Annotated in this window: 25 protein-coding genes; 18 read left to right on the top strand and 7 right to left on the bottom strand. The window is 31.9% G+C overall.

Annotated features, from left to right (window positions below):
* Nucleotides 1-135: 135 nt before the first annotated feature.
* The 5 genes from ACJBCC_RS11460 to ACJBCC_RS11440 all read right to left on the bottom strand — a co-directional run bounded on the left by ACJBCC_RS11460 (nucleotide 136) and on the right by ACJBCC_RS11440 (nucleotide 3231).
* Nucleotides 136-507 (bottom strand): hypothetical protein, encoded by a 372-nt coding sequence (locus ACJBCC_RS11460; RefSeq protein WP_299100217.1) that lies wholly within the window; start codon nucleotides 505-507, stop codon nucleotides 136-138.
* A 58-nt stretch (nucleotides 508-565) separates the two neighbouring features.
* Nucleotides 566-1282 (bottom strand): DUF3307 domain-containing protein, encoded by a 717-nt coding sequence (locus tag ACJBCC_RS11455; protein ID WP_407557251.1) that lies wholly within the window; start codon nucleotides 1280-1282, stop codon nucleotides 566-568.
* Nucleotides 1282-1878 (bottom strand): SatD family protein, encoded by a 597-nt coding sequence (locus tag ACJBCC_RS11450; RefSeq protein ID WP_407557250.1) that lies wholly within the window; start codon nucleotides 1876-1878, stop codon nucleotides 1282-1284. The genes ACJBCC_RS11455 and ACJBCC_RS11450 overlap by 1 nt, the downstream gene beginning before the upstream one ends.
* A gap of 163 nt (nucleotides 1879-2041) precedes the next feature.
* The gene (locus tag ACJBCC_RS11445; RefSeq protein ID WP_299100225.1) at nucleotides 2042-2368 is read right to left on the bottom strand and encodes a hypothetical protein; all 327 of its coding nucleotides are present in this window, start codon (nucleotides 2366-2368) and stop codon (nucleotides 2042-2044) included.
* 353 nt (nucleotides 2369-2721) lie between these two features.
* Nucleotides 2722-3231, bottom strand: coding sequence for a nuclear transport factor 2 family protein (locus ACJBCC_RS11440; protein ID WP_407557249.1), 510 nt, complete (start codon nucleotides 3229-3231; stop codon nucleotides 2722-2724).
* Between the two features lie 314 nt (nucleotides 3232-3545).
* On the opposite strand from ACJBCC_RS11440, the gene ACJBCC_RS11435 reads away from it, so the two are divergent.
* Nucleotides 3546-4688 carry a carboxypeptidase-like regulatory domain-containing protein gene (locus ACJBCC_RS11435; RefSeq protein ID WP_407557248.1) on the top strand — a complete coding sequence of 381 codons (1143 nt, stop codon included), beginning with the start codon at nucleotides 3546-3548 and terminating at the stop codon, nucleotides 4686-4688.
* A gap of 72 nt (nucleotides 4689-4760) precedes the next feature.
* On the opposite strand, the gene ACJBCC_RS11430 is transcribed toward ACJBCC_RS11435, so the two are convergent.
* Entirely contained in the window at nucleotides 4761-5114 is a 354-nt protein-coding gene (locus ACJBCC_RS11430) for a 4Fe-4S dicluster domain-containing protein (protein ID WP_299100233.1), read from the bottom strand.
* A 167-nt stretch (nucleotides 5115-5281) separates the two neighbouring features.
* On the opposite strand from ACJBCC_RS11430, the gene ACJBCC_RS11425 reads away from it, so the two are divergent.
* From ACJBCC_RS11425 to ACJBCC_RS11385, 9 genes are all read left to right on the top strand, one after another.
* Nucleotides 5282-6340 carry an acyl-CoA reductase gene (locus ACJBCC_RS11425; RefSeq protein ID WP_299100235.1) on the top strand — a complete coding sequence of 353 codons (1059 nt, stop codon included), beginning with the start codon at nucleotides 5282-5284 and terminating at the stop codon, nucleotides 6338-6340.
* 133 nt (nucleotides 6341-6473) lie between these two features.
* Nucleotides 6474-7535: a 3-phosphoserine/phosphohydroxythreonine transaminase gene (gene serC, locus ACJBCC_RS11420; protein WP_299100237.1), complete on the top strand. Its 1062-nt coding sequence runs from the start codon at nucleotides 6474-6476 to the stop codon at nucleotides 7533-7535.
* Nucleotides 7536-7647: 112 nt separating this feature from the next.
* Nucleotides 7648-8598, top strand: coding sequence for a D-2-hydroxyacid dehydrogenase (locus ACJBCC_RS11415; RefSeq protein ID WP_407557245.1), 951 nt, complete (start codon nucleotides 7648-7650; stop codon nucleotides 8596-8598).
* A 101-nt stretch (nucleotides 8599-8699) separates the two neighbouring features.
* Nucleotides 8700-9338, top strand: coding sequence for a DUF937 domain-containing protein (locus ACJBCC_RS11410; protein ID WP_407557244.1), 639 nt, complete (start codon nucleotides 8700-8702; stop codon nucleotides 9336-9338).
* Nucleotides 9339-9562: 224 nt separating this feature from the next.
* Entirely contained in the window at nucleotides 9563-10000 is a 438-nt protein-coding gene (locus tag ACJBCC_RS11405; RefSeq protein WP_299100244.1) for a DUF6146 family protein, read from the top strand.
* A gap of 49 nt (nucleotides 10001-10049) precedes the next feature.
* Nucleotides 10050-10544 (top strand): DUF6787 family protein, encoded by a 495-nt coding sequence (locus tag ACJBCC_RS11400; RefSeq protein WP_407557243.1) that lies wholly within the window; start codon nucleotides 10050-10052, stop codon nucleotides 10542-10544.
* Nucleotides 10541-10882 carry a hypothetical protein gene (locus tag ACJBCC_RS11395; RefSeq protein ID WP_299100248.1) on the top strand — a complete coding sequence of 114 codons (342 nt, stop codon included), beginning with the start codon at nucleotides 10541-10543 and terminating at the stop codon, nucleotides 10880-10882. The genes ACJBCC_RS11400 and ACJBCC_RS11395 overlap by 4 nt, the downstream gene beginning before the upstream one ends.
* Before the next feature lie 37 nt (nucleotides 10883-10919).
* Complete coding sequence (locus ACJBCC_RS11390) at nucleotides 10920-13319, top strand: TonB-dependent receptor (protein ID WP_407557242.1); 2400 nt, start codon at nucleotides 10920-10922, stop codon at nucleotides 13317-13319.
* A gap of 24 nt (nucleotides 13320-13343) precedes the next feature.
* On the top strand, nucleotides 13344-13913 hold the full coding sequence (locus ACJBCC_RS11385) for a type 1 periplasmic binding fold superfamily protein (protein ID WP_407557241.1): 570 nt from the start codon (nucleotides 13344-13346) through the stop codon (nucleotides 13911-13913).
* 47 nt (nucleotides 13914-13960) lie between these two features.
* Here the strand turns inward: ACJBCC_RS11385 and ACJBCC_RS11380 are convergent, their stop codons facing one another.
* Nucleotides 13961-14239 carry a hypothetical protein gene (locus tag ACJBCC_RS11380; protein ID WP_407557240.1) on the bottom strand — a complete coding sequence of 93 codons (279 nt, stop codon included), beginning with the start codon at nucleotides 14237-14239 and terminating at the stop codon, nucleotides 13961-13963.
* A gap of 205 nt (nucleotides 14240-14444) precedes the next feature.
* Between ACJBCC_RS11380 and ACJBCC_RS11375 the strand changes: the two genes are divergently transcribed.
* From ACJBCC_RS11375 to ACJBCC_RS11340, 8 genes are all read left to right on the top strand, one after another.
* The gene (locus ACJBCC_RS11375) at nucleotides 14445-16886 is read left to right on the top strand and encodes a DUF5916 domain-containing protein (RefSeq protein ID WP_407557239.1); all 2442 of its coding nucleotides are present in this window, start codon (nucleotides 14445-14447) and stop codon (nucleotides 16884-16886) included.
* Nucleotides 16887-16925: 39 nt separating this feature from the next.
* The gene (locus tag ACJBCC_RS11370; RefSeq protein ID WP_299100258.1) at nucleotides 16926-17603 is read left to right on the top strand and encodes an ABC transporter ATP-binding protein; all 678 of its coding nucleotides are present in this window, start codon (nucleotides 16926-16928) and stop codon (nucleotides 17601-17603) included.
* A 131-nt stretch (nucleotides 17604-17734) separates the two neighbouring features.
* A complete protein-coding gene (locus ACJBCC_RS11365) occupies nucleotides 17735-18766 on the top strand; it encodes a hypothetical protein (protein ID WP_407557238.1) in 1032 nt (343 codons plus the stop codon).
* Nucleotides 18767-18910: 144 nt separating this feature from the next.
* A complete protein-coding gene (locus ACJBCC_RS11360; protein WP_407557237.1) occupies nucleotides 18911-19684 on the top strand; it encodes an alpha/beta hydrolase in 774 nt (257 codons plus the stop codon).
* Between the two features lie 2 nt (nucleotides 19685-19686).
* The gene (locus ACJBCC_RS11355) at nucleotides 19687-21093 is read left to right on the top strand and encodes a leucyl aminopeptidase family protein (protein ID WP_407557236.1); all 1407 of its coding nucleotides are present in this window, start codon (nucleotides 19687-19689) and stop codon (nucleotides 21091-21093) included.
* Between the two features lie 54 nt (nucleotides 21094-21147).
* A complete protein-coding gene (locus tag ACJBCC_RS11350) occupies nucleotides 21148-22347 on the top strand; it encodes an acetyl-CoA carboxylase biotin carboxylase subunit family protein (protein ID WP_407557235.1) in 1200 nt (399 codons plus the stop codon).
* Between the two features lie 50 nt (nucleotides 22348-22397).
* Nucleotides 22398-23159 carry an RDD family protein gene (locus ACJBCC_RS11345; protein ID WP_407557234.1) on the top strand — a complete coding sequence of 254 codons (762 nt, stop codon included), beginning with the start codon at nucleotides 22398-22400 and terminating at the stop codon, nucleotides 23157-23159.
* A gap of 453 nt (nucleotides 23160-23612) precedes the next feature.
* Nucleotides 23613-24743 carry an MBL fold metallo-hydrolase gene (locus ACJBCC_RS11340; RefSeq protein ID WP_407557233.1) on the top strand — a complete coding sequence of 377 codons (1131 nt, stop codon included), beginning with the start codon at nucleotides 23613-23615 and terminating at the stop codon, nucleotides 24741-24743.
* The last annotated feature ends 7 nt before the right edge of the window (nucleotides 24744-24750 follow it).

The raw sequence follows: 24750 nt of genomic DNA, 5'->3' as shown, positions 1-24750 counted from the left end.
TTTATTCAACAAAAGTAAATTAATCGTAATATTTTAAAAATCAAACTTATAAACAGTTATAAACAAGAAAAATCCTAAGCCAAAGACTCAGGATTCAATATAACATTTCGTAATCTATTTTATATTTTTCTATAGTTAAGTTACATTTTTAAAAGTAGGATAGTTCTCGGTAATACTACCAACACCTTTTTTATTCATTTTAAAAACCACATCTTTTTTTGTTGTAAACAATAACACAGATAAAAAAGAGGATTTTAAATGCTGCTTTACAATAGGCAAAGCGTCTTCTAAAGTCATTTCTTCTTCTATATCTTCGGTTTCTCGTGGTCTAAAGCTATACTTTAATATGACTTTAAAGTCGTCTTCTGCATAGATTGGCCTTAAGAAAATGTTTTTTAATTCCGGTTTACCAATGGTTTTTGCCATGGTTAATTTTGCAAAGGTTTTAGCTTCTATGCTTTCTTTTACTTGTTCCCAGAACTCATTAAATACATCTTGGTAGGTCATAGATTTTATTATTTATACTGGTTTGTCTCTATTTGTGGTGTTTGTTTATAATTGAATTTTACACTAAGGTTATAACATATTTATACAACAAGCCTATAAATATGGCCATACCAAAGCTTATTAATGTACCTATAAGCATGTATTCGGTAAGCTTTCTGTCTTTAGCTCTAGATAAATCGCCAAATCTAAATACGGATTTTGCCGCAATAAGCAACCCAATGGCACTCCACTGATTTAGTAATATAAAACTAAACACAAATAGACGTTCTAAAATACCAATGTATTTACCTGCGCTTTCTAATGAGTCCTCAGAATTATCTTCTTCTAAACTCCACTTTCCCATTAACATTTTCATAATGATAGAGGACACAGAAGTTATTAATAACAATGCAAGCAGTAATAACAAGGCTTCTTTAGAATATAATTTTTCAATATCTAAGCTATAAGGCGCTTTAAAATAAACGACAGCACCTATAATTAGTACATGAAGTATCTGATCTACAAAAAACAGCCATCTGGTATTAGCTTTTGCCTCGAGATTTATTTTAATGATATCAATGACCAAATGACTAATAACTATGATTATAAAATAGGGTAAAAACGACCAATTGAATTGAAACAGTTCTAATAATGCTGCAAAATGAACTAAACCATGAACGTATAAGTATTTTGATTTATGCTTTTTATCCTTTTTATCTTTTACCCAACTGTTTGGCTGTAAAACAAAGTCTCCAATGATATGTGCGATTAAAAATTTAGTAAATAAGAGTATCATTATTGAGCGATTTTTGCTTTATAAAAATTGTTCATAGTCATTATTTCTTCAAAACCTCCTCTTTTTAAAGCTTCACTAATACTACTTTGAGATTTATTGAGGAGTTGCGCTAAATCTTCTTGTTTTTTATCGGAATGCTCTAAAGTTGTTGTAATTACTTTAGCCACTGTACTACTCCAGTTATTTGCCGTTAACAATGCTAAACTAAGCATAATATTAATAGATTCATTGAAATTTTGGTCCGTTGTTTTTATGGCTAAGGTTTGCTTTTTTAAGGCTTCAAAGCAATCACCAGACATTATATATGCAGACCCATTAGATTCTGTTATTTTGCTAGATGCATAGGTTTCTTTACCTATACCAATGGCCATCCTAACATCTTGTGATTTTAGTTGTTTAATTGTTGCTTTAATATGCATAGCTGCAAGTAATGCTTTTTGTGGTGCTATTGAAAGCTGAAAACTATCGCCTCTAAATATCTCCCAACTATTAGATTCTTTGCCATAATAATTAAGCGTTTTTTTTAGAGGTGCTAACCAACGCTCTGTATCTATCTCTCTAGAATTGATGATATCTCCTGTGATTACTGCAATCATTTTTCTTGGTTTTACACAAATATATCGGTTTTTTAGCCAATATACAACTTTATCGGCTTAATAACCGATATTTTTAATTATCGGATTTATAACAGATAATTAAAAGTGGAATAAAAAAATCCTAAGCCAAAGACTCAGGATTTATATTTCTAAACTTTTAAAACTATTCACGCTCCAAAAGCTTTTTTGACACCTTATAAGTTGCTGCATACGCTAAACCTTCTTGTCGTTTTTTAAAAGTTGCAAATGCTCTGGTGTACCATTTGGGATCTGTTGCTTTCTTTTTAAACTCTTCGTGACTTAAAACGTCGTACATTTTACCATCTAACCAAGGTTCTATACCATAGATACCAATGCCAAAGTGCTGTACGCGCTGGAGTACGGTTTCAAAATCTGTTTCAGAGAAATAATGCGTTTCGCCATCGAAACCATCATTTACATTTTTTAAATCAGTGAAAACGTGTTTTTCTAAAAATTCTGTTTGTGTCATTATATTGCTGTACCTTAATAATTATTATCTATTCTATAATCTAAAATTAAGACGCTTTAATGTCATTAATTTCTGGACGCAAAGTTAAGCCTTCTTAAACCGATTACTTCATTTATTTAATAAGATGATAGCTTATTTTGCCAATCATTTAACTTAGGTTACAATCTTAAACATAGGATCGTTTTCCGTGATACTGCCTACTCCCTTTCTATTCTCTTTGATTACAATATACTTTTCGTTTGTAAATAACAGAACAGATAAAATCAATGAAGCACCTAAAACATCACAAAAAAATCCTAAGTCAAAGACTTAGGATTTCAATGAAACATAAGGGTTAACAAAACGGCCGAAATTTAGCTTTCATTTTTTAGTAATGGCGAATGATGTTCGCTCACAATTTTCCAACCTGCATTTGTTTTCGCAAATAACAATGACATCTGATCGATAACTACAACAAGATTTTCTCCAAATTTTAATTGAAAATCAGTATGCATTGTCACATTAGCCACATCGCCAAAAACAGCTATATGCATATCATTGGCATCAAATTTTATAACCTCTGTAACCTGACTAAACGTATTACGTTCAAATTCTTCATTCTCCTTGCTGTCATTTCGAGGTTCTCCATTTTTAAACTCAGTAAATTTTGGTCCATAAGCATGAAAACTAATTAACTTATCCATATCACCATCACGCAGACTTTGCTCTATGGCATTCCAGGTTTCTAATATTTCTTTTTTTGCTTCTGGAAACTCGTCATTTATTAAATCTACTTCCTCTACCTCTACAATTTCGGCTTTTTCTTTGGTTTGCTTACAAGCAAATATTGCAACACCTACTACTACAAGTAACACTAATTTCATTTTATAAATCATAATACATAATTAATTGATTAATAGCGAGTTAAAGATACAGCTAAAAATCGTAAGAACGTATACGTATAACTACGTAATTTTTTAATAATCAGATAATTACACTGTATTTAAGCGTAGTTCTTAATAAATACTCTGGTTGTCTTCATAAAAAATGAAGGAGCAATACCAGACGGTAGTTTAAAATGCAACCGGCAAACTAGGGAATTTTTGTATTAAACTGTTATATAAATAGATACGACTAACGCAACCCTTTGAAGCTTTGTGCGTCTACAACATAACTAATCCATTAAAACCTCTCAAATATGAAAAAATCAATCACTTTTATCTTAGTGCTGCTCCTAGCCTATTCGTGCTCAAAAGACAAACAAGAAAACAATGATGGAGATTTTAATCTCAGCGGAAAATTTGTCGCGCCTAATGGCACTGATGCTGTTTCTAAGGCTAATGTAAAATTATACGAAGGCAACACCCTTATAAATGAAACGCTTACAGATAGTGAAGGTAACTTTACATTAACTGGTGTATCACCTGGAGATTATGAGGTCATCATCTCAAGAGGACTTTTCTCAACAACTCTTAGTACAACTGTAAATACTGACAATGATATTTTTGATATAGACCTGAGTACTATTACCATTACAGATCTGCCAAACATCGCTGTAGTTACTGGTGATTACGATAATATAGAAACTGTTTTGTATAATATTGGGCTTGTAAATCCTGTAACAGGAGAACCATTATTTGATATTATAGATGGACATGATTTAGCAGGAAGACCAAGTAGTTCTCAACAAGGACACAGCCACGACACTAATACTAGCTTAAGTAAAACTACTACTAATGAACAGTTAGAACCTAATGTAGATTTTGGATTTGGAAGTTTAATTGAATCGCCTGCATTATTAGCAAATTATGATATTATATTTTTAAACTGTGGCTTAAGTGAATACAAAACAGAATTCACTAGTAATCTTACAGATTTTGTTGCCAATGGTGGCTTGCTTTATGCTACCGATTACACTTATGTTTATTTATATGACATTACTAATTATGGAACAGATTATATCTCTTTTAGAGACCCTTATCGTTCAGGTCAGTCATTATCTACAACTGCAGAAGTACTCAACGAAGATTTATTAGATTGGATGACCTTAAATTTTAATATTTCGACTACAGATAATACCGTTACAATTGATCAGTTTCTAAATAGCTGGCAACCCGTGGCATCTTACGACGACAATACTGTGTTGCCTTGGTTATATGGTCCTGTAGTGTATAATGACGGTATTGAAGAAGATATCTATTTAGCCTACACGTTTGCGCATGGTAATGGTGGTGTGTTATACTCCTCTTTTCATACTAAAAATAGTGCAACACAATCTGAAGCTGTTGAGCGTTCTATTCAATATTTAGTTTTTGAATTAGCGAGCTTAAAATCGGAATAATACATACCAAATAAAATTAAAAAACCCGAAGCCTTAGACTTCGGGTTTTTTAGTTATTTCTTAGTTTTGAAATTAACCCTCAGGATGCATAAAACGTTGCTTACCTAATAACTCTTCTTCAGTTTCTACATTATCATCATCAGGAATACAACAATCCACAGGACAAACAGCAGCACATTGAGGTTCTTCATGAAAGCCCATACATTCTGTACACTTATCTGGTGCTATGTAATACACTTCATCATCAATAGGTTCTTGTGTTTCGTCAGCATCAACTTCTTTACCATCTGGTAAAACAATTTTACCGGTTAAGCTTGTACCATCAGAATAACGCCAATCATCGGCTCCTTCGTAAATAGCTGTATTTGGGCATTCTGGCTCACATGCTCCACAATTTATACATTCGTCAGTGATTATAATTGCCATAGTTTTTATCTTTTTCTTTAGTAATCTGCGCGTTAATTAATTAAAATGTCAGATGTATTTCGCAAAATTTAATCCATATTTCACAACAAACTTTTTCTTGCTCATTTGGTTTGCGTAATTTTGCAAATGCAAAAATAAAGCCAAAACATCGTATAACCAAACCATATATGGATTTACAACAAAGAATTAACGCTTTTATAAAATTAGGCGCTTTTTTAAAGCAATTTGAGAATAACGAAGCCGTTATAAATAATAATATTGAAGCAAATGATTTATTTTTTGATGGCTTTAAACACCAAATAAAACTTGCTCAAGAAGCCAATGGCTGGTTTACAAAAAACAACATAACTTTTACGCTAAAAAATTGGTCTAATGCGTTGACCAACAAAAACATTAGCGAATGGTTAGAAAAGTATAACTTTAATATTGAAAACCCAAAGACCGTTGCTATTATTATGGCAGGAAATATTCCTTTAGTTGGGTTTCATGATTTTTTATGTGTCCTTATTTCGGGCCATAATGTTTTAGTAAAACAATCATCTAACGACAAACATTTATTACCATTTTTAGCTAAATATTTAGAGATAGTTGAGCCTCATTTTAAAGGCAAAATAAAATTCACTGAAGAAAAGCTTGAGGATTTTGAAGCTGTAATTGCTACAGGAAGCGATAACACTGCTCGCTATTTTGAGTACTACTTTAAGAACAAACCCTCTATCATTAGAAAAAACAGAAATTCAGTGGCTGTATTAACAGGTAATGAAACATCTGAGGATTTAGAATTATTATCTGATGATATTTTTAGATATTATGGATTAGGTTGCAGAAACGTTTCGAAACTTTTTGTACCAAAAGGTTATGATTTCCAAGCCCTATTTAAAGCCGTTTATAAATGGCATCCCATAATAAATGAATCTAAATACGCTAATAATTACGACTACAACAAAGCCGTGTATTTAATGAGTGAGTTTGATATGTTAGAGAACGGATTTCTGATGATAAAGGAAGATAAAAGCTACGCATCTCCTATAGCTACGCTGTTTTATGAGTATTACGATTCTATTGAGGATTTAAAACAACAAATAGCAGATAATATAGACCATATACAATGTGTAGTTGCTAAATCATTTAAGGATGGAGAAATAGAATTTGGTGACACACAGAATCCAAAGCTAAATGATTATGCGGATAATGTAGATACTGTTGAATTTTTGTTAGAAATATGAGATAAAAATTATCAATTTAATAACATAAATTAAGCATTTAATTAGCACCTTTGTAACGGTTTAAAAAATTAATAAAATTTCTGGTCTAGACTATTATTAAGTCTAATAGAACGGAAATGAAAATAAAATTTTCATGAAAAAACACAATTTTAGTGCAGGTCCATGTGTATTGCCAAAATCGGTAATGGAACAAGCAGCAGCAGCAGTTTTAAACTTTGATGAAGGCTTATCCCTTTTAGAAATATCACATCGTAGCAAACCATTTGTTGATGTCATGGAAAATGCTCGATCTTTAGCTTTAGAGTTATTAGGTTTAGAAGGAAAAGGTTATAAAGCGTTGTTTTTACAAGGTGGCGCAAGCACACAATTTTTAATGGTAGCATTAAACCTACTAGAAAAAAGAGCTGGTTACTTAAACTCTGGTACTTGGGCAGACAAATCTATAAAAGAAGCAAAAATTTATGATGATATTTACGAAGTAGGATCATCTAAAGCCGCCAACTTTAACTACATACCAAAAGGATACGATATCCCAGAAGATTACGATTATTTTCACTGTACGTCTAACAATACCATCTTTGGAACACAAATGAAGAGTTTTCCAAACTCTCCTGTACCAATGGTGTGTGATATGAGTAGTGATATATTTTCGCGTCAATTAGACTTTTCTCAATTTGATTTAATCTACGCTGGAGCTCAAAAAAACATGGGTCCTGCAGGTACAACTTTAGTTGTTATTAAAGAAGATATTTTAGGTAAGGTATCTCGTAAGATTCCTTCAATGATGGATTATAAAGTTCATATAGGAAAAGGTAGTATGTTTAATACACCTCCTGTATTTGCCGTTTATGTATCTATGTTAACAATGCAATGGTTAAAAGATTTAGGTGGTATTAAAGCTATTGAAGAAATCAACGAAAAGAAAGCAAGCTTAATATATTCTGAAATTGATTTAAACCCATTATTTAAAGGTTATGCTGTAAAAGAAGATCGTTCTAACATGAATGCAACGTTTACATTAGAAAACGAAAACCTTAAAGAAACATTTGATGCTATGTGTTTAGAAGCTGGTATCAATGGAATTAATGGGCACAGAAGTGTTGGTGGTTATAGAGCATCAATGTACAATGCATTGTCGTTAGATAGCGTTAAAGCACTTGTAGAAATTATGAGCGATTTAGAGAGTAAAGCTTAGAAATTCAGCAGTATTCAATTGAGTATTGCTTAAAAATAATTATAATTTAAAGTTGAAGTCACAAAGTTGAAAAACTTTAAAACTTTAAACTTTTAAACTTTTAAACACAAAGATGAAAGTATTAGCAAACGACGGAGTTTCTCAAAGTGGAATTGACGCTTTAGAAGCTGCAGGTTACGAAGTTATAACAACAACAGTTGCCCAAGAACAATTAGAAAACTACATTAATACTAATGAAATTTCTGTACTATTAGTAAGAAGTGCAACAACAGTAAGAAAAGATTTAATTGACAACTGCCCTAGCCTAAAGATTATTGGTCGAGGTGGTGTTGGTATGGATAATATTGATGTTGAGTATGCGCGAGAAAAAGGTTTAAGTGTTATAAACACACCAGCTGCTTCTTCTCATTCAGTTGCCGAATTGGTATTTGGTCACTTTTATGGTTTAGCACGTTTTTTACATAACTCTAATAGAGATATGCCATTAGAAGGTGATGCCAATTTTAAAGGCTTAAAGAAAGCTTATGCAAAAGGAACAGAATTAAAAGGTAAAACTTTAGGTGTTCTTGGTTTTGGTCGTATTGGTCAAGCAACTGCAAAAGTAGCTTTAGGTGCAGGAATGAAAGTTGTAGCCTTTGATCCATTTTTAGAGAAAGCAGATTTGCAATTAGATTTCTTTGATGGACAAAAAGTAAATTTTGAAATAAAAACAATTTCTAAGGAAGAGGTTTTAAAACAATCAGACTTTTTAACGTTACACGTACCAGCTCAGAAAGACTACGTTATCGATGAAGCTGAATTCAACCAAATGAAAGATGGTGTAATCATAGCTAATGCAGCACGTGGTGGTGTTGTTAATGAAATTGCACTTGTTAAAGCAATTGAAAGCGGAAAAGTAGCAAGAGCAGCTTTAGATGTTTTTGAAAAAGAACCAAAACCAGAAATTCAATTACTAATGAATTCTTCATTATCGCTTACACCACATACAGGTGCAGCAACAAATGAAGCGCAAGATAGAATTGGTGTTGAATTAGCTGAACAAATCATTTCTATACTAGGTTAATATTTAAATGTGACCAAAGCAAAAAAAGTGAGTCCTACAATTGTGGGACTTTTTTTTGTACCTTAACAAACAATATTTAACATAAATTAATTCAATACAAAATGGCAGGAATTTTAGACTTATTAAACAGTGACTTAGGAAAAACAATCATAAGCGGTGTTTCTGGATCAACAGGAACAGATCAAGGAAAAACAAGTAGTGTATTAACTATGGCTTTACCAGTACTTATGAAAGCAATGGAACGTAATGCCTCTACACCAGAAGGTGCAGCAGGATTAATGGGTGCATTAAGCGGAAAGCATAACGGAAGCATCTTAGATAACCTTGGAGGTTTATTTGGTGGTGGAGTTGATGAAGAAGTAACTAACGATGGTTCAAAAATTCTTAACCATGTATTAGGTAGCAAACAACAAGGTGTTGAGCAAGTAATTGGTCAAAAAGCTGGTTTAGATTCTGGTGCTGTTGGAAACATTTTAAAAGTAGCTGCTCCTATTTTAATGGGTGTTTTAGGAAAACAAGCAAGCCAAAATAATGTAAATTCTCAAAGTGGAATTACTGGTTTATTAGGAGGCTTACTTGGAGGTAGCGATACTGCTAACGAACAAAGTTTCTTAGAAAAAATATTAGATGCAGATGGTGATGGTAGCGTTATTGATGATGTAGCTGGTATGGTTTTAGGAGGTAGTAACAAAAGCTCAGGAGGCCTTGGCGGTCTTTTAGGTGGTTTATTCGGAAAATAAAATAACTTCCCCTTTTTATATATTATAGAAAGCAAAGCAGTTCTTACTTTAAGAGCTGCTTTTTTTTTGATAGCGTTATTACACTTTAGAATTAACTAGGTTAACGCACTCAAAAGGTATGTTTACATAATTTAGGTTGCTTTACCATTTAGTTTTCTATTACTTTGTAGTGTTAATTCAAAGTGAAAACTCAAAAACACAAACATTTTTTAATATCTTTAAGTATGAAAAAGTTAATTCCATTTATTATTATTCTTATTTTAATTGCTAGTTGTAAATCTTATAACAACAACCAAACTATTAACAATGAGAACGAAAACAGCTTAGTACAGAGTGACACCGTAACTATAAGTAGTGACGAGAGTGATTATGAAATTATTATTATAGAACCTGGTTTTAATACGTGGTTACTTACTACAGCACGACCAGAAGGCTATTATTCGCAAGAATGGCTAGAAACTAGAAATGCACTTATGGTACAAACATGGAACCAACGCAACTTACAACCTAGTGCTTTTGATCCATCATTATACGAGTTGCGAATTGATTACGACACCAGAACCGATTATGGCTATGAAGTAAATTATAAGCTATACAATTACTTTGTTTATTTTCAATTAAAATACAAACAAAGACTTTCTTCTTTTAGTCCGCGAATTTAGACTAATAATACATCTTTATTTATTAATTTTGAGGCACGATTAAAGTGCTATGGAAAAATTTAAAAAACATTGGGAAATACAACACAATTGGCAGTTGTTGTTTCCTTTTTTTGGTTTAATTGGTTTAGGATATTCTGCATTTAAAATTTCGAATTCAATTCTAAAGGACAATCATTTAATTCTAATAATTGCTGTCGCTTCTATCCTATTTTTCCTTTTATTGAAATTAACCCTTTTCATTTTTAAGAAACTTGAAAAAAAATGGATTCTAGATTATAAATGGGAAATGATTCGTGTTTTTATGGTATTTGCCATAACAGGCTCATCTTCATTGATAGTTGGAAGACCAATAATAAAGCTATTAGGAATTACTAAAGAAAACTTAAACCCTATCCTTTATTGGGTATTATTTATTATCATTGGGCTCATTTTTTATCAAATACTTTTAGTTACCTTTGGATGGTTATTTGGGCAATTCAAATTTTTCTGGGAATTTGAAAAGAAAATGCTCAGAAGATTTGGATTAAAACGGTTCTTAGATTGAATTTTAAAACACTAATATCATCAATATTTAAAAGCTTAGCGGTTCTGCTAGTGCTTGCTGTATTGTTGCCTTCTGCCGTAAAATTTAATCATGTTTTCACGCATCATTCACATAACGTCTGTGATGAAGATGATTCTACGAATACACATTTTCATGAAACAGATTTTGATTGTGATTTTTATAAATTTAAACTCTCAAATAATTTATATTTAGTATTCAACAATTTTGAACTAGATGTAAAGAAGACAAACGCTCAACAATTATCTTCATATTATAATTTTTCAACGAATTATAAGCCATTAAATAGATTTCTAAGAGGTCCTCCTCTAGCTGTGTAACTTTGAAATAAAACACATCAATAATTAAATCTAATTAATGAAGCAATTCATTATTGGCATGGCTCTAACATTAACTTGTTTTAGCTATAGTCAGACCTGTACATTTACTTTTTTAGGAGAACTTTCAGATTTCCATGACGGAACGCTAATCTCTTCAGCTACAATACATATCAAAGAAATTGATAAATATGTGGTATCTGATTTTGATGGAAAGTTTAAGATTGAAAATCTATGTAGTGGTACCATTACTTTAACCATTTCTCATGTTGGCTGTGAAACTAAAACGGTTTCATACCAACTAGATAATGATATGTTTAAGAAAATTTACTTAGAACATCATTTAGAAGAACTCAATGAAGTTACAGTAAGCACTAATCTTAAAACGGAAAGTACCAGTATAGAGCAATCTATCAATAAATCGGTTATAGAAAATTACTCAGACAAATCGTTAGGAGATGCTTTAAACTCATTAAGTGGTGTTTCTTCTTTAAATACAGGAAATACTATTGTAAAGCCTATGATACATGGTTTGCATAGCAGTAGATTATTAATAATTAATAATAATGTACGTATGTATGACCAAGAATGGGGAGATGAGCATGCACCAAATATTGATATCAATTCTAGTGGTAAAGTTGTTGTTGTGAAAGGTGCAAACACGTTAAGATATGGAAGTGACGCTATTGGTGGATTAATTCTTGTTCAACCGCAAAGGTATGCTGCAGTAGATAGTTTATTTGGCAGTTCTATGTTGTCATTAAATTCTAATGGATTTGGTGGTAATATTAATTCTGAAATTATAAAAACCTATAAATCGGGATTTTACGGTAGACTTCAGGCAAGCTATAAAAAGTTTGGGGATTTTAAAGCACCAGATTATTACTTAACCAATAGTGGTTTAAAAAACTTAAACCTTTCTGCTAGAATTGGCTACAGAAGTTTTGAAAAAGGGTTTGATGCCTATTATAGCGTTGTTGATAACGAAATTGGCATTTTACAATCGTCACACATTGGAAACGTAGGTGATTTAGTTGCCGCAATTAACAGAACTGAGCCACGTGTTATAGATGATTTCTCATATAAAATAGATTATCCTAAGCAAATTATATTGCATCATTTAGCTAAAATTGAAGCTTATAAACGATTCAAAAATTTTGGAAAACTAACAGTACAATACGATTTGCAAATTAATAGACGAAAAGAATTTGATTTAAGACGCGGTGATCTATCAGACACACCTGTTATTGATCTAAGGTTATTTACTAATGCTTTGCAATCTAATTTACATATGGATTTTATTGAAGGTCTAAAATTAGATATTGGAGCCTTAGTACGCTTTCAACAAAATGATGCAGTTTCTGGGACTGGTGTTAGTCCATTAATTCCAGATTTTGAAAAATTTGAAACCAGTATTTATACTATAGGTAATTATAAATTAAATGCGTCTTCTAAAATAAATGCAGGTGTTCGTTACGATTATTCAAGAATTGAAGCAGATAAACGTTATAACTTAACAGATTGGAACGAAACTTATAATTATGACGAGTTATTTCCTGAGTTTGAAACAAACACTATTGAAAACACAAGTATTTTAACAAATCCTGAGTTTACATATCATAACATTTCTGCAAATTTAGGCTACTCAAAACAGTTTGAAAACAACTTATCGTTTTTTGCTAATTATGGCTTAGCAACCAGAGTACCTAATCCTTCAGAATTGTTTAGTGATGGTTTACATCATAGTGCCGCAAGAATTGAAACGGGTTTATTAACATTATACAAGGAAAGGGCTCATAAATTTGCAGCATCTATAGAGCGAAACAACGAGGATTTTGGATTTTCGATTAGTCCATATTTCAAATATATTAAGGATTACATGCAGCTTATTCCTGTGGGTATAACCACAACGATTAGAGGTGCTTTTCCTGTTTGGGAGTATAATCAAATCAATGCACAAATATTGGGTGTTGATATTGATGTTACCAAAAAAATTACAAATAGACTTAATTATGTAGGTAACTTAAGTCTTTTAAGAGGCCAAAATCTTTCAGATGACATTCCTCTTATTCATATGCCTGCAACAAACCTTACAAACAGTATATCTTATTATAATGATGAATTAAATCAATTAACAATGCGTTTAATTCACAAAACTGTATTACAACAAAAAAGATATCCAGATTACAACTTTTATACATACGAGCCAATACTACAAGAAGATGTCTATGTAGATATTAGCTCAACACCTCCTGCGTATTCATTATTTAGTTTTAATAGTTCAATGAGCTTCAAAGCTTTTAAAACAGGATCATTAAAATTAGAGTTTAATGTCGAAAACATATTTAATACCAATTACAGAAATAACTTAAATAGGCTTAGATATTATGCAGACGAATTAGGCAGAAACTTTAATATTAAAATTAAAATCAATTATTAACTCAATACATTAAAATTAAAAATTATGAAAAATATAAAATCAGTAAAAACAATTAAATTATTAGCCTTACTTCTTATAACAAGTATCGCCTTTGTTAGCTGTTCTAATGATGATGACGACCATGATGATCACGATCATGAAGAAGAGCTTATCACTACAGTAACTTACGAACTTACTAACGGAACGGATATTGTTACTTTAGTATATCAAGACTTAGATGGTGAAGGTGGTGCAGATGGTAACACAACTGTTTCCGGTCCATTAACTGCAAATACAGTTTATTCTGCAACTATTGAATTGTTAAATGAAACTGAAAATCCTGCAGAAGATATTACAGAAGAAGTTGAAGCAGAAGGTGACGAGCATGAGTTCTTTTACACATCTTCTATTTCTGATGTAACAATCACTAAATTAGATGAAGATTCTGATGGAAACCCAGTAGGTATTGTAACAACATTTGTTACTGGTGACGCAGGATCTGGTTCATTAACTATAGAATTAATTCACGAGCCAACAAAACCAAATGATGGTACGTCTGCAAGTGCAGGAGGAAGCACTGATGTAGATGTAACTTTCCCTATCGAAGTACAGTAATTTAAGTTTGTAATACAGTTAAAAAAGCACTCTAACGAGTGCTTTTTTTATGCCTTATTGTAACTTTTTTGTGCACTAAAAACATAAGTATAAAACCACATAATAGTAAACGTTGGTATAATATCTAAACCTGGTAATCCTTCTTCTAATAAAGTAATTACTCCAGCTACTTTACCTGCTTTTCCATCGTATAATTTCGTCATTAATAATGCTGAAATTGGAGCCCAAACAATATCTGTAAATTCTCCAAAACCTGGAATTACGAATGAGACCATACCAATAGCATCTAATAACATGCCTAATCCTAATAATTTGTATTTATTCATATATAATATTTATTACCTATTATAACACAATAAGTATTCCAAAACCTATAAATCTTGAACTACTAACATTTCCTTAGTACAGTTTTTAACAAATAATTAAGACGTATGCAGAACATCTGAGGTTAGATTTGTAATAATAAAAATGTAACAACCGCTAAATAATTACATTTATATAGTATCATCAATCATCAGAAATCAATCAATTATGAACTCTCGTTCACACCTCTCACTCCTACTGTACTTTGTTTTAACGCTTTGTGTTTTCTCTCAAGATAAAAAATCACTTCAAATAGAACGCACAGAAAACGCACCTAAAATAGATGGTCTATTAGATGATTCTGTTTGGGAGCATGCGGAAAACGCTACTGGTTTTACCCAAATTAGACCAGAAATTGGCAATAAACTACCACATGGAGAGCGCACAGAAGTAAAAATAGCTTACGATGATAATGCCATTTATATTTCAGCCTATCTCTACGATGATCCTTCAAAAATAATGAAGCAATTAACGTCTAGAGATAACTTTGGACAGAGTGATTTTTTTTTAATTGCACTAAATCCTAATAACGACTCTCAAAACGACACTTATTTCGTAGTCTTTAGTTCTGGTCAGCAAGCAGATGCTATTGCAAACCCAACAATTGGTGAAGATTATGGTTGGAATGCCGTTTGGGAAAGTGCTGTAAAAATCAATGATGATGGTTGGGCTTTAGAAATGAAAATTCCTTACAGAGCTTTACGATTTGCAGATCAAGAAGAACCAACTTGGGGAATTCAATTCCATAGACATTTTAGACGATTTAGATCACAATATACGTGGAATCCATTAAACCCAACACAAGGATACGTTGGTTTATATCATGGAGAGTTAAAAGGATTGGATAATATTAAGCCACCTGTACGCTTAAATCTTTATCCATTTTCAACAGGCCTTGTAAATACCTATGATGGTGATACAGATACAGACCTCACATTTGGCATGGACGTAAAATATGGAATTACAGATAATTTTACTTTAGATGCTACATTGGTACCAGATTTTAGTCAAGCTGGTTTTGATAATGTAACTCTTAATCTTGGTCCTTTTGAGCAAACCTTCTCAGAGCAACGTCAGTTTTTTACAGAAGGTGTAGATTTATTTTCTAAAGGCGGTTTGTTCTTTTCCAGACGAATAGGAAATGGTCCAAGTGGGCAACTCAATTTAGCTAATAATGAAGAGGTAAATAGACCCAACGAAGTAAAAGTACTTAATGCATTAAAAGTTTCAGGTAGAACAAAAGACGGACTTGGTATTGGTCTTTTTAATGCTATAACAGAAAAAACATATGCTACCATTACAAATACAGACACACAAGAGTCACGCAGAGAAGTTGTAGAACCTTTTACAAATTACAATATTCTTGTTGTTGATCAGCAGTTTAACGGTAATTCTTCTATAGGTTTAATTAATACCAATGTATTAAGAGAAGGTAATTTTAGAGATGGTAATGCAACAGCTTTAGTTGGTGACATAAAAAATATAAGAAATACTTATAGAATTCTTCCTCAGTTAAAAATGAGTAATGTAAACTATCAAGACAGCGATTTAGAAACTGGTTATAGTACTTTTCTATATGTAGGCAAAACCCATGGCAATCTAAGGTACAGTTTTGATCACAGCTATGCAGATACTAAATACAACATCAATGACTTAGGACTAATTTTTAGAAATAACTATAACAATTTTGGTGTTGATATTTCGTATCAGATTTTTGAACCTAAGGGAAATTTAAATAGCTATAGCGTTAATGCTTACATGAATTATGAAAATTTAGCTAATCCAGGCACTTTTTCAGGCACTAATTTTGGCGCAGAATTCAATGCTCAAAACAAAGGATTAAACAACTTTGGTTTCTGGGCAGATTTTGAACCAGGTAAACAATATGATTTTTTTGAATCTAGAGATGGAAGACCTTTTATCTTTGAAAACTTTGCAAGTGGAGGTGGTTATTACTCATCTAACTACAACAATAAATTTGCGTTTGATATTAATGCTAATTCTTTCAAAATATTTGAAGAAGGCAGAGATTTATTTGGTTACAACCTTACTTTAAGTCCTAGATTTAGATTTAATGATAAATTTTTACTGATTTATTCAGCAAGACTTAATGTATCTAATGGATCTAGAGGTTACGCAACTTATGTAGATGATCAGCCTATTTTTGGAGAACGAAATAGACAATCCTTAACAAATAGTATATCTGCCAATTACACTTTTAATCCCTTAAATACTTTAGCCCTAACCTTCAGACATTATTGGGACACTGTAAAATATGATAATGAGTTTTTTACCCTTTTAGATAATGGACTATTAACTACCGCTTCTGGTTATACGTTTGATAATATTGGAGATAGTCCTAACATTAATTTTAGTACATGGAATATTGACTTTAGTTACTCATGGCAATTTGCTCCAGGAAGTTTTTTAACGACGCTTTACAGAAATCAACTTTTTAATAGAGATACCTTAGCAGAAGAAAACTATACAGACACCCTAAATAATCTCTTTGACCAGCCTATACAGCATACTTTTTCTCTAAGAGTGCAATATTTTATAGATTTCAATGGTATAAAATCTGTATTTAAAAGTAACAAATCTGCATCTTAGTTTTGTGCATTAATTCATTAAGTATTACTTTCACATCTTATGAATAAGACCGTAATTTCCGCAAAGCAAATAAAGAAAGCCTACAAAGATCTCCAAGTTTTAAAAGGTGTTGATCTAACGATATTAAAAGGCGAAGTCATTTCTATCGTTGGTGCTTCTGGTGCTGGTAAAACTACACTTTTACAGATTTTAGGAACTCTAGATAAACCAGATTACAACTCTGATACTGAGCTTGTAATAAATGATCAATCCATACAAACATTAAACGATAAAGCCTTAGCCAAATTTAGAAATAAGAACATTGGGTTTATCTTTCAGTTTCATCAATTATTACCTGAATTTTCGGCATTAGAAAACGTTTGTATTCCAGCTTTTATAAATAACACGCCAAAAGCTGAGGCGGAACAACACGCAATAGAGTTATTAGAATATTTAGGCTTAAAAGACAGAATACATCACAAACCCAACAGCATGTCTGGAGGTGAGCAACAGCGCGTTGCTGTAGCTAGAGCACTAATTAATAAGCCAAATATTATATTCGCAGATGAACCTTCTGGTAACTTAGACAGCGAATCCGCAGAACAATTACACAATCTATTCTTTAAGTTAAGAGATGAGTTTAACCAAACCTTTGTAATTGTTACTCATAACCAAGAATTGGCAGCAATGGCAGATAGAAAGCTAACAATGGTAGATGGCAAGATAATGGCTAAATAAGCTTTACTGTAACTAAAATCATCATTATTTACTCAGATCATTAATAATAAGATTTAACCAATTAATTGTTTAGTTCTTCACGCAACCATTTTACAATTTTTACATCTATTAGAGCAACCTAATCAGTCAATTTGAAAAACATAATTTTATTTCTTTGTTTAATATTATTCTTAAACTCGTGTACAACCATATTAAATAGCAAAACAACACGAGTAAATATTTATGCTTCTGATGATTCTAAAGTTGAATACAAAAATGAAGAAATTCAACTCAAAGAAGGTCAAGCTATAATATACCCTCTTCGCTCTAATGAACCTTTGCAATTCACTATTTCTAATGATAGCGTCTCAACTGATTTTAGATTTAATAGAGAAACATCCTCATTAATATACTTAAATATACCCTACACTTATGGATTAGGTATACTGATTGATCTTACTAATAATAAACGATTTACATACAGGAGAAATATATTTTTTGAGTTAGATTCAACTACAAATAAGTATCAAATTTTTGAAGGAAAAACGAATCCTTTTAAACAACATCAAACTTTTATTTACACATCACCAATGTTGGCAATGGATGTGTTTTCGCAACCGCAATTATCATTAGGAGTCGAATACTTTTTTTTAAACAATGCCAGTTTTAGTGCTGAATATTCAACCGTTTATACTAAAAGATTAGGATCTAGTTCTCGCTTAGAGGTTTTCGAAAATAAAGGTCGTTCCTTCAGATATGAACTTAAATACTACAATCTAACAAAGTTTATTAGAAACCCTAAAGTGAACGAATATTTAGGGCTAGAAGCACGCTTAGTGAGATATCAGTACAACAAAAGAATTAATTATTACAGATCTAATCAAGACATTAACTATTTTGTTAGTGAACAGATTGCTGTTCAAAAATCATTAGATATTTTTAACATAAAATATGGATTAAATTTTCCTGTAGGCAAGAAAATGTATATTGATTTATATACAGGTTTAGGTCTACGAAAAAAGACCTTTAAAAACCCAAATATTAATTACAATCCTGAAACCGATCGTTTTTTGGATGATGACAATCACTCCTTTTTTGGAATTAACAACAATTACCTAGAAGGTGTTCATGATCGTAATCTTCTCAATTTCTCTCTTGGATTTAAGTTTGGCTTTAAACTTTAAAGAATTGTTGAAATCTGTTTCTATTTTTATGGCAATACAACCCATAAAATAGTATTTTCGCTTAGAACTCTTTAATTTCATTTTTACATTATCCCAAGCCTAAAATGAACCCATTTTAAAGAGTTATTACCTTAATTAAAATATATGACAGTGAAGGAGTTCGAACCTATAATAGAAGTTCTAGAAGAAGCCTACGAAATACCGCGTCTAAATGCTACGCGAAAAATCTCAGCATTATTACCACATGATTATTACGAAACAGATAGACGTTACCCTGTACTCTATCTCCAAGATGGACAGAATTTATTTAACCCTTCTGCCCCTTTTGGTGATTGGGCAATTGATAAATCTATGGCAAAACTTGCCGAAGAAGGTCTTAGAAACCTTATTATCATCGCAGTAGATCATGGAAATGAAGAGCGCATCAATGAATATCTACCCTATTTTCATCCTAGATTTGGTGAAGGAAAAGGTAATTTTTATATTGAATTTATGATAGAACGGTTAATCCCTTATATCAACAGTCATTACAGAACCTTAACCGATTTTGAAAATACTGGTATTGGCGGAAGCTCAATGGGTGGATTAATTAGTCTTCACGCAGGACTCAAAAATCCCGGTGTATTTGGTAAAATGATGATCTTTTCGCCAAGTTTATGGATTTCTAATAAGATTTTTAAGAGTACTAAAACGTTTCAACCTTTAGAAAAATCTAAAATATACTTGTATTCTGGAGGACAAGAAAGCGAAGAACATTTACCTAATGCACATCGCTTAGGAAACCTAATTCAAGAGAAAATGGGAAAAGGGTATGATATCGATTTTCATTTTTCAATAAACGAACACGGAAATCATTCAGAAGCACATTGGCGAGAAGAATTCCCAAAAGCCGTTAAATGGCTTTATTTTAATTCATAATTATGACGTATAAACACAGCAAATCATTAGATATCACAAAAGACTTTATTCTTCCCTGTAGAAAAGATGAACTTGATTCTATAAAGGAATTTTTACCAATTGAAAATCCAGATTTTGATGGCAGTTTCTCTACTCATCAATTACTTTACGGAACACAAGGTAATAGAATATACCTCATAGGTTTAGGAGAAGAAAAACACAATTCTCAATTAGAGAAAACATTTCAGAAATTAGCTTTTGAAACTCAAAAGTATTGGAATAAAAACATTCAAGTTTATGCTGAAAACCTAACAGAAGATGACATAAAAAAAGCTGTTATTGGCTTAAAAATGGCACAATATGCCATTGGTGAATTTAAATCTAAAAAAGAGAAAACTAATAAAATTACGGTTTCATTTACATCTTCAAAAACTATAAAAAATGTTTTAAATGAGGGGAAATACACAGGCGAAACCATAAATAGAATTAAAGCTTTAGTTGATTCGCCACCAAATATAAAAACACCAGAATTTTTAGGGAAGTGGGCAGAGAAATCAGCTAAGGATACGGATTATAAGTGTTCTGTATTAAAACATAAAGAATTAAAAAAGCAAGGATTTGAAGCTGTGCTCTCTGTTGGAAAAGGAAGTGTAAACAAACCAGTGGTTATCATCACAGAATACACACCAAAAAAGAGCAAAAAAATTGATATTGCTCTGGTTGGTAAGGGAATAACTTTTGACTCTGGAGGATTATCTATAAAACCCTCTACCAATCTTCATTACATGAAAAGTGATATGGGAGGCGCTGCAGTTGTTTTGGGTGTTGTGGAACTCATTGCTAAACTAAAGCTAGATATTAATATCGTTGGTATTGTGTGTTCTGCAGAAAATGCTGTAGATGCAGAAAGCTATAGACCTGGTGATGTTATCAACTCCTACTCTGGTAAAACTATTGAAATTATTGATACTGATGCTGAAGGCCGTTTGGTTTTAGCAGATGGATTAAGTTACGCCGTAAAAAATATAGAACCAGAATACTTAATTGATTTAGCCACCTTAACAGGAAGCGTTGTAAGAACTTTAGGTTATGAAGCAGCTGGAATGTTTACACACAACGAAGAAATGGCCAAAACCATGTCTGAAATTGGATATAAAGTACATGAGCGTGTTTGGCAATTACCAATGTTTGAAGAATATAAAAGTGATTTACATAGTGATATTGCAGATCTCAGAAACTTTAGCGGCAAACCATTAACTGGTGCAACCAATGCTGCACAATTTTTAGAGTCATTCACTGAAGAACACAAAAATTGGATACATTTAGATATTGCAGGTGTTTCTTTTGGAAGTTCGCCTTATGCTAAGATGAAAAGTGCTTCAGGTTATGGTATTCAGTTAATTACTGAATTTATAAAATCAAAAATTTGAAGCTGTTATTGCGTTATTAATTTTAAATCACTAATTTATATCAAAACCAATACCATGGCTAACCAACCACTAAACTTTCTTTGTATTTCCACTTATTTTAAAGGAGAAGATTTTTTAAAAAGTGTAAAAGCTGAAGGAAATAATGTTTATTTATTGACTAAAAAGAAATATGATAATGAACCTTGGCCTTGGGATGCTATAGACGATACATTTTACATTGAGGAATGGAATCACGAAGATGTAGTAAAAGGTATTGCCTACAAATTCAGAAACATAAAATTTGATCGGTTTGTAGCTTTAGATGATTTTGATGTTGAAAAAGTAGCACTTCTAAGAGAACATTTTAGAATGCCTGGTATGGGAAGAACCACAGCCCATTATTTTAGAGATAAATTGGCTATGCGAGTTAAAGCTAAAGAAGAAGGCGTTAATGTACCAGAATTCACAGACTTATTTAATAACGACTCTATTAACGATTATGCTGACAGTGTAAGTCCTCCTTGGTTAATAAAACCAAGAATGGAAGCTTCTGCAACTGGAATTAAAAAAATACATTCTAAAGACGAATTATGGCACGTTGTTAATGAACTCGGTGATGAACGTGATAATTATTTAGTCGAAAAATTTGCTCCTGGTGACGTGTATCACGTAGATGGTCTAAATGTTAATGGAAAAGTAGCGTTTGCAAGAGTTAGCAAATATTTAGACACACCATTTGAAGTGGCTCATGGTGGTGGTATATTTAGGTCTGCAAGTTCAGAAATTGGCTCTAAAGTAGAAAAAGCGCTGCAAAAAATGAATGCTGCAGTTATGAAAGCATTCGGTATGCAATTTGGGGCATCACATACAGAGTTTATACAATCTAAAGCCACAGGAGAGTTATTCTTCTTAGAAACATCATCTAGAGTTGGTGGTGCCAATTTAGCCGAAATGGTAGAATATGCTTCTGGCATAAACCTTTGGCGAGAATGGGCTAAAGTAGAGTCTGCTAATCTTTTAAACAAAACCTATAAACTTCCAAAAATCAATAATCAATATGCAGGTATTGTAGTATCCTTAAGTCGATTTGAACATCCAGACACGTCAAGTTTCACGGATAAAGAAATTGTTTGGCGTATGGATAAAGCATGGCATATTGGACTCATTGTCGTTTCAGATTCTAGTGAGCGTGTTTTAGAACTATTAGATCGCTATACAAAACGTATTGGCGAAGAATTTCATGCTAGTTTACCTGCTCCTGATAAATCTGAGTAAAAAATCTTTCAATTTCAAAATAAAAATCAACCTTACCATCTTTTTTAAAAATGCAAGAAATCGCAGAAAACCAATACCAATTAGCTAGTAGAAAAAGACGAATTGCTGCCTTTCTCGTAGATCACTTTGTGATGACATTTTTAATCGTTTCTATTACTTTTTTAGCATTAGGACCAGATTACTTAAACGAACCTGATTTCTCCAAAATAACAGCCGTAATGCTAACGACACTATTATTAGGTTTTGCTGTTTATTTTGGTAAGGATTCTATCAAAGGTATTAGTATTGGTAAATGGATTTTTGGAATAATGGTTAGAGATGAAGATAATCCTGAAGTTGTACCATCTATTGGAAAATTATTTTTCAGAAACATATTTATAATCATTTGGCCTGTAGAATTTATTGTATTAGCAACAAGTAATGAAAAGAAGCGTTTAGGCGATAAAGTTGCGAAAACAATTGTGGTTAAAAACCCTAAAAAACCAGCCAAGCTTCCTAGAATACTTACTTTAGTTGGTGCTGGTTTAATTTTTATAACGTTTATGATTCTATTTGTTGGTGCAGCAATGAAAAACTCTGATGCTTATAAAGTCGCTGTAGAAAACATAGAACAAAACGAACGTATTATAGAAGAAACTGGTGGTATTAAAGGTTATGGAATGATGCCTTCAGGAAGTATAAATATAACTAACGGATTTGGAGAAGCACAACTATCAATTACAGTTTTAGGCAATGAAAATGATGTAAACGTTGGTGTTTACTTAACTAAACAACCTAATGGAGACTGGCAATTGATAGAGATGAATCCATAAACTAAATTTTGAAATTTTACAATCCTAAATTCTCTCTTGCTCTTATCATCATTCAGCTTTTTTTTTCGTTGAACCTTTATTATGATTTTGTAATGTGGGGAAAAAACAATCCAAAATTAGATGCACTCGTTAATCGAGATTTTAATGGAGACGCACTATTTATTTTCGTCGTGATAATTGGACTTTATGAAATGACAACAAAGCGAGGTCATTATAAAACAATACTTAGAATTATTATGAATTGTATTGTCTTTGGTACTTTCTTATCAAAGAAAATACCAATAAAAAATCTTTATGATGCTATTTTTAATTCTGCTTGGTTTATAGCAAGCATTGTTCTAATACTAATGGTCATTAGAATTATATTCATTAGCAAAAAGTATTCAACTTTCAGTAATTAGAATACAATTCCACATTCATAAGAATTGTAATTTTGTTTTAGAATTAAATAAAATGATTAAAAAGATTTTAAAACGAATAATGATTACAACCCTTATTATAATTGGTTTATTGGTAACAGCATATTTTGCTTTCACCAACTACTACCCTAGTTTTGGTGGCGATGTTTCTAAAGAACAAAAAGCTATTTATTCAAAATCAGAACAATTTAGAGATGGAAAATTTAATAATACAAATCCTGTTCCTAAAGAATTAAGTTTTTCTGAAACTATGAAATTGGTATATACGTTTTTTACAACAAGAGTACCTAATGGAAGACCTAAACACGATTTAAAAGCAATTAAAATAGATTCTACAAATATTGCAGAATATAATGGCGAAGCCAGAATGGTTTGGTTTGGTCATTCATCTTTTTTATTGCAATTAAAAGGTAAAACCATTCTATTAGACCCAATGTTTGGCAAAGTGGCTGCACCTTTAGATATTTTAGGAGGCAACCGGTTTAATGAAGAGTTTCCTTTAGAAATTGCGAAATTACCCAAAATTGATGCCGTTATTTTCTCACACGATCATTACGATCATTTAGACTATAAATCAATTTTAAAAATTAAAGATAAAACCAAACATTTTTATGTGCCATTAGGCATAAGCACACATTTAAAAGCTTGGGATGTTCCGTCTGATAAAATTACAGAGTTAGATTGGTGGCAAAACACAGAATTTGAAGGTTTAAATTTAGTCTGTACACCTGCTCAACATTTTTCTGGACGTAAAATGAATAATGGACAAAGCACCTTATGGAGTTCTTGGATTATTCAATCTAAAACTGAGAACATCTATTTTAGTGGAGACAGCGGTTATGCTAACCACTTTAAGGAAATAGGCGAAAAATATGGCCCTTTTGATTTGGCTCTTATGGAATGCGGACAATACAATGATAGATGGTCTGATATACACATGATGCCAGAAGAAACTGCTCAAGCAGGAATTGATTTAAAAGCCAACAAAATAATGCCAATACATTGGGCAGGATTCAAGTTAGCCTTGCATGAATGGACAGATCCAATTGAGCGTGTTACTAAGAAAGCAAAAGAGCTAAACCTTAACGTTATTACACCTAGAATTGGTGAACAAATAATAGTTAAAGACTCTACCCACACGTTCACTGATTGGTGGAAAGATTAATAATTTC

This window comes from Winogradskyella sp. 4-2091 (assembly GCF_045765065.1).
Taxonomy (GTDB): domain Bacteria; phylum Bacteroidota; class Bacteroidia; order Flavobacteriales; family Flavobacteriaceae; genus Winogradskyella.
This window is presented reverse-complemented; position numbering and strand designations above follow the sequence as displayed.